Origin of the sequence: uncultured Thermosynechococcus sp. (assembly GCF_937958135.1) — a bacterium.
In the GTDB taxonomy this organism is placed as follows: Bacteria; Cyanobacteriota; Cyanobacteriia; order Thermosynechococcales; family Thermosynechococcaceae; genus Thermosynechococcus.
This window is the reverse complement of sequence record NZ_CALGOG010000010.1, coordinates 1-5,825: the sequence shown is the minus strand read 5'-3', so window position 1 is coordinate 5,825 and position 5,825 is coordinate 1. Positions and strand designations below refer to the sequence as shown.

Here is a 5,825-nt window from a genome sequence, read left to right as displayed (position 1 = left end):
CTTTTGGCTGAGAATGCCGGCTTTTGTTCCAGGCAACACTTCTGTGGGAATGGCTATAACTGGCCAGAAGAATTGTTTGACCGCTACTTGCGCTCTTGTGGCAGACTAAGAGATTGCAACTACAGAGTCCCAGGCATGTTCAAAACAATTTTAGTGGCACTGGATACCAGCGAGTTATCGGCACGGGTGATGGCCGCGGTAACACAGTTAAATCTGGAGCCCGATGCCCAGGTGATTCTTAGCCATGTGATTTCACCGGTGGAGTTGGGGTTTGGGGTCAGTGCCGATCGCCCCTCGTTGCATCCGCAAATGGGCACCTACCGCAGTATTGAGCAGCACTTACAACAGTTTCAAAGCTACCTCCCCTGTGACTCAGAAATTGAAATTGTTACCGGTGACCCCGTCGAGGAAATTTTACGCTTGGCCAATATCTACGGAGCAGACCTAATTGTGCTGGGGAGTCGCGGTCTCACGGGAGTTGAGCGAGTTGTGCAAGGCTCGGTGAGTGGCGCCGTTGTTGCTGATGCTCCCTGCTCAGTGTTTGTGGTTAAACCAGCGGAAACCTGAAGTATGGCAGCACCATTGACGGGTCTTACGGCGGCGGAAGTGGCAGAGCGACAAGCCAGAGGTCGCATTAACCGTCAAGCGAGTGAAAGCAATCGCACCTATGGCGATATCTTGCGGGAAAACCTCTTGACCTTTATCAACGGGGTTTTTGCCTTTATCAGTGTCATTTTGCTTTTTTTGGGCCGTCCGGGGGATGTGGCCGCCATTATTGTGGTTGTGTTTCTCAATGCCATCATTAGTATCCTCCAAGAAATTCGTGCCAAGCGGCAGTTGGATGAAATTAGCCTCCTCACCCGTCCCCGTGTCAAGGTACTGCGCGATCGCCAAGAAGCGATTATTGATCCAGCAGAAGTGGTGGAGGGGGATATTCTCCTCTTAGAGCCGGGGGATCAAATCGTTGCGGATGGCACGGTAATTGGCGATGGGCAGATTCAAGTGGATGAGTCGTTACTGACAGGGGAGTCGGATCTCATTTCCAAGCGAGCGGGCGATCGCCTGTATTCGGGGAGCTTTTGTGTGCGCGGTGCCGCCGCCTATGTGGCCGAGCAGGTGGGGGAAGAAAGTACCGCTCATCAACTGACTGCGGCCGCCAAGACCTACCACCATAAACTGACCCCCCTGCAACGGGAAATTAACCTGATTATCCGCGTCATTCTTGCCCTTGCGGTTTTCCTGTGGCTATTGGTGCTGCTCTCCCTATTGGTGCGCCTGACCACTCTACAAATGAGTGTGCAAACGGCGGCAGTGGTGGCGGGTCTGGTGCCGGTGGGATTGTATCTGACCATTACACTCACCTATGCGTTGGGGGCGCTGCGCATCTCCCGCGCCAATGTCCTCGTGCAGCAGGTGAATGCCATTGAGTCCCTCAGTGGTGTGGATATTCTCTGTCTTGACAAAACGGGCACGCTGACGGCTAATGCCCTTGAACTCCATAGCTGGTACCCCCTCACTGATGCAGAAGAAAAGACGAAAGCCGCCTTAGCCATGTTTACCGCCAGTGTCAGTGCTCCGAACCGCACAATTGTTGCCCTCACAGAAAGTTTTGGTGGCAGTCCCCAACCCCTTCGCCTCGAAATTCCTTTTTCTTCTGCCTACAAGTGGAGTGCCGCAGCGTGGAATGACTCAGAAGTGTTCATTTTAGGGGCGCCGGATATCCTTTTCAAAAGTGAAAACCTCTCCCCTGCGGTGGCTGAGTTGCTCCAGCGGGGACGGCAGCAGGGATTTCGGGTGCTTCTCTTTGCCCGCAGTAGCAGTGATCCCACGTGGGATGAGCCTCAGCAGATTCCCCTATTGCCCCCAGACCTCGAGCCTTTAGCAGTGATTTGGGTGGGCGATCGCCTACGACCCCAATGCCGCGATGTTTTGGAACGCTTTCAACAGGCGGGAATTCAAATCAAAATTATCTCCGGTGACCATGCAGAAACCGTAGTGGCCCTCGGTAAACAAGTCGGCCTCGATGCAGGGGCGATCGCCATCTCCGGAGCAGAACTCGCTGCCATGGATGATGCCAGCTTTGATCAGATGGCCGAGAAAGCCACGGTCTTTGGTCGCATTACTCCAGAGCAAAAGGCAAAACTCGTCACTCGACTCCGCGCCCTCGGACATCAAGTGGCCATGATTGGCGATGGCGTGAACGATGTCCTGTCCCTGAAGCAGGCCAACGTGGGAATTGCGATGGAAAGTGGCAGTGCCATTACCCGTAATGTTGCTGACATCGTATTACTTGCGGATTCCTTTGCGGCCTTACCGGCAGCCTTTCGCGAGGGGCAGCGCATCTACAACGGTATTCAGGATGTCACCAAACTCTTTTTGGTGCGGGTCTTTAGCTATAGTTTGCTCTGTCTGGTGACCGTTATGGCGGGGCGGGCCTTTCCGCTGCTGATTAAACACAATAGCCTGCTAACTCTGTGGGGCGTGGGGCTACCCACCCTTGCTGTAGCTTTTTGGGCAGTGCCGAGACCCCGCCCCCATCGGTCGCTGATTCGTTCATTGCTGCACTTTGTAGTGCCGGCTACGCTTAGCCTAGCCCTGTTGGCCATTTTCATATACTTCGGGATTTTAGCTCGGGAACTCACCCCCCTGATGGAATTCCTGCAAGGACGGCTCGATCCGGCGCTCTTGAATGACCGTGAGATGCTCTCGGAATTGGGTCAAAGTGTGGCGATCGCCCGCACTGCCTTAGTAACGACCCTGATGTTGGCCTCCCTCTGTTTAGTCCTCTTTCTCAAACCTCCCCATCCGACATGGGTTGGCGGTGCCCCCCTTGTGGGCAACTGGCGTTATCCTGCGGTGGTGGTAGCCCTACTGGCCACCTTCTTGATAATCAGCTGCTCGCCGACCCTACGGGCAGTGGCGGAGTTGGAACCCCTCTCGGCGTGGCTGTGGGCATTGATTATCTTAATTGTGTTCGTCTGGGTAATCTTGTTACGCACGTTTTGGCGCTATCGGCTTTTGGATCGTTTCCTTGGTGTGGATCTTAGCTAGGAATGGGGGGCGCGATCGCGCTGAATGGAATAGAGATGGGCATACAACCCCCCTTGGGCAAGCAGGGTCTCATGGTCTCCCTGCTCACAAATCCTGCCTTGATCCAACACCACAATTTGATTGGCATCCCGAACCGTACTCAGGCGGTGGGCAATCACAATCATTGTGCGGGTGCCGGTAATTGAGCGCAGGGCAAGTTGAATTTCCCGCTCCGATTCATAATCTAAACTGGAGGTGGCCTCATCAAAGATCAGTACATCGGGATCCGCCAAGAGGGCACGGGCAATCCCTAGCCGCTGTCGCTGTCCGCCGGAAAGCCGCAACCCCCGTTCCCCCACGATCGTGCGATAGCCCAAGGGCAACTGATGCACAAATTCATCCACCCGGGCAATCGCGCAGGCCTCATAGACGGCATCCGCACTCACGTTGGGATTGGCGTAGGTCAAGTTATCCCACAGCGTTCCATTAAAGACATCCACCTCCTGGTGAACAATGGCTAGACGACGACGATAGGCACGCACATCAAGGGTTTGAATATCTTGGCCATCAATGAGGATTTGTCCTTGATCCGGCTGGAAATAGCGAAAGAGAAGCTTGATTAGCGTGGATTTTCCCGAACCCGAACGCCCCACTAAGGCCACCGTTTGGCAGGGTTCAATGAGCAAATGAATATCCCGCAGAATGGGGCGCCCCGGCGTGTAGCTAAACCAAACATGCTGAAAATCCACCTTGCCCGAAAACTTCAGGGTGGGAATCTCTTCTTGCTCTAAGTCAATGGCATCGCGCCCCGGCGGTAGTTCCATAAATTCATGGAAGCGCAAAATGGAGGCATAGCGCCGTGCAAAGACCTCAGACACCTGCGAGAGGGGCGTAATTTCGGCGTAGGCCATGCTGGCGAGGGTGTAAATCGTAATAAAGTGACCAATGGACACCCGTCCGCCAATTGTGGCAGCCAGTGAGAAGCCCAACAATGTGAATAGACAGAATTGCACCAAACCTGCTTGCCAAGTAATTAAATACATGTAGCCGCGATGAATCCGATCAATCACCATCTTGAACTCGCGATCAAGACGCCGGGTTTGACGAGCCAACTCGCGGGCTTCGGTGGCAAAGGCCTTGACGGTTTTGATGTTGGTAATGATCTCCGAGGTACGGCTCTCGGTGCTCTCAATATGGCTGTCAAGAATCTCTTCTTTTTGAATGAGGCGCCGCAGCGTGCGCAGGGTTAAGACAAAAATTAGGGTAAAGGAAGTCATTAACCCCAAGGCTATTGGCCAGTCCAGCCACCACAGAATGACACCAATGCCAAGGACGCGCACCGTTTTGGGAATGAGTTGACCGGCAATTTCCGGGTAGCTCCACGTGTGGTTGGAAATTCCCTTATTGACGCGGTTGGCAATGCGGCCGGGGTTGTTTTCTTCAAAAAACTCTAGGGGCAGGGTAAGAATTTTCTCCACAGCTTTGCGGGTGTGATCGCGGCGGGCAGCAAGGGCAATCCACCAGTGAAACCAAACACCTAACCACGGTTGAATCGGAGCGCGAACAACAGTTGCCAGAAAAACAATACTGCCAAGAACGGTGAGATTGACTGCAAAGGAATTCTGCCAGCCGGTCCAAGCTTGGAGCGTGCCGGCGATCGCCACCACTGGCGGGTCAAGGGGCTGTTGCGAAAGTAAGTTAAGGATTTGGCCAATCGCATAGGGTACGAGCAAATCCACTAGCTCACAGAGACTAGCGGCGGTAATACTGGCGATCGCCATCCCCCGGTAGGCGCGATAGTAACCCAAAATGGAGCGAAAGGTGGCCATAGAACCAGGATAAGCACTGCTCCCATTTTAGGAAATCTTAAAGTTTTGTGCCGTCACCCTTGGGCTGAGAACGGCTTTAGACCTTAAGAGAAATCGGTGTACGATTTAGACGGACTTGGTAGGGGGCATCGGTAATTAGCGATCGCCCCGTCATCTCAGGGGGTTGAGGCAGCTCCAAAATTTCCAGAATGGTCGGCGCAATATCCGCAAGGCAGCCGTCCTGCCGCAGGGTGACATCCGCACCATGGCCGGGGATTTTACGTTTCTCCCCTTCCACCAAGATGAAGGGAACAGGGTTGGTGGTGTGAGCCGTCCAAGGGTTGCCGTCCTCGTCAATCATGTACTCAGCGTTGCCATGATCGGCGGTGATCAGCAGTGTGCCCCCCACTTTTGTTGCTGCTTCTACGAGCACTCCCACGCAGCGATCCACCGTTTCAATGGCTTGGACGGTGGCCTCCAATTGCCCTGTGTGTCCCACCATATCGGGATTGGCAAAGTTGACCACAATGAGGGCATATTCCTGCTTTTCAATGGCTTCCCTAACCGCTTCTGTGACAGCGAGGGCAGACATGGCCGGCGCTTGATCGTAGGTGGCCACCATCGGACTGGGGATGAGAATGCGATCCTCTCCGGGGAAGGGTTCCTCGAGGCCGCCATTAAAAAAGTAGGTGACGTGGGCATATTTTTCCGTTTCCGCTGCCCGCAGTTGCTTCAGGCCATGCTCGGCAATCACCTCCCCTAAGATATGATTGAGGTTTTGCGGGGGGAAGGCCACCCCACAGTTAAAGTTAGTATCGTACTGTGTCAAGGTCACATATTCCAGTGGTGTAATCAGCCTGCGTTCAAAGCCGCTAAAGTCAGGGTCAATAAAGGCTTGGGTGAGTTGGCGGGCGCGATCGGGACGGAAATTAAAGAACACCACACCGTCTCCCGGTTCAACTGCACCCTCCGCAATGCGGGTGGGCA

At 54.1% G+C, this 5,825-nt stretch carries 4 protein-coding genes; 2 read left to right on the top strand and 2 right to left on the bottom strand.

Features of this window, described 5'->3' with window-relative positions; all coding sequences use genetic code 11:
- Positions 1-135: 135 nt before the first annotated feature.
- Positions 136-567 (top strand): universal stress protein, encoded by a 432-nt coding sequence (locus Q0711_RS01315; protein WP_298613488.1) that lies wholly within the window; start codon positions 136-138, stop codon positions 565-567.
- A 3-nt stretch (positions 568-570) separates the two neighbouring features.
- Positions 571-3,051, top strand: coding sequence for an HAD-IC family P-type ATPase (locus Q0711_RS01310; protein ID WP_298617123.1), 2,481 nt, complete (start codon positions 571-573; stop codon positions 3,049-3,051).
- On the opposite strand, the gene Q0711_RS01305 is transcribed toward Q0711_RS01310, so the two are convergent.
- Both Q0711_RS01305 and gpmI read right to left on the bottom strand, forming a co-directional pair.
- Positions 3,048-4,859: an ABC transporter ATP-binding protein gene (locus tag Q0711_RS01305; protein WP_298613493.1), complete on the bottom strand. Its 1,812-nt coding sequence runs from the start codon at positions 4,857-4,859 to the stop codon at positions 3,048-3,050. The genes Q0711_RS01310 and Q0711_RS01305 overlap by 4 nt on opposite strands.
- 76 nt (positions 4,860-4,935) lie before the next feature.
- Positions 4,936-5,825 (bottom strand): 2,3-bisphosphoglycerate-independent phosphoglycerate mutase (gene gpmI, locus Q0711_RS01300; RefSeq protein WP_299041352.1); only part of this gene is annotated, 890 nt, incomplete at its 5' end.

Bases quoted from the DNA above. Each gene is read 5' to 3' on its own strand.
- Q0711_RS01305 (WP_298613493.1), bottom strand. From the start codon at position 4,859: ATGGCCACCTTTCGCTCCATTTTGGGTTACTATCGCGCCTACCGGGGG.
- Q0711_RS01315 (WP_298613488.1), top strand. From the start codon at position 136: ATGTTCAAAACAATTTTAGTGGCACTGGATACCAGCGAGTTATCGGCA.
- Q0711_RS01310 (WP_298617123.1), top strand. From the start codon at position 571: ATGGCAGCACCATTGACGGGTCTTACGGCGGCGGAAGTGGCAGAGCGA.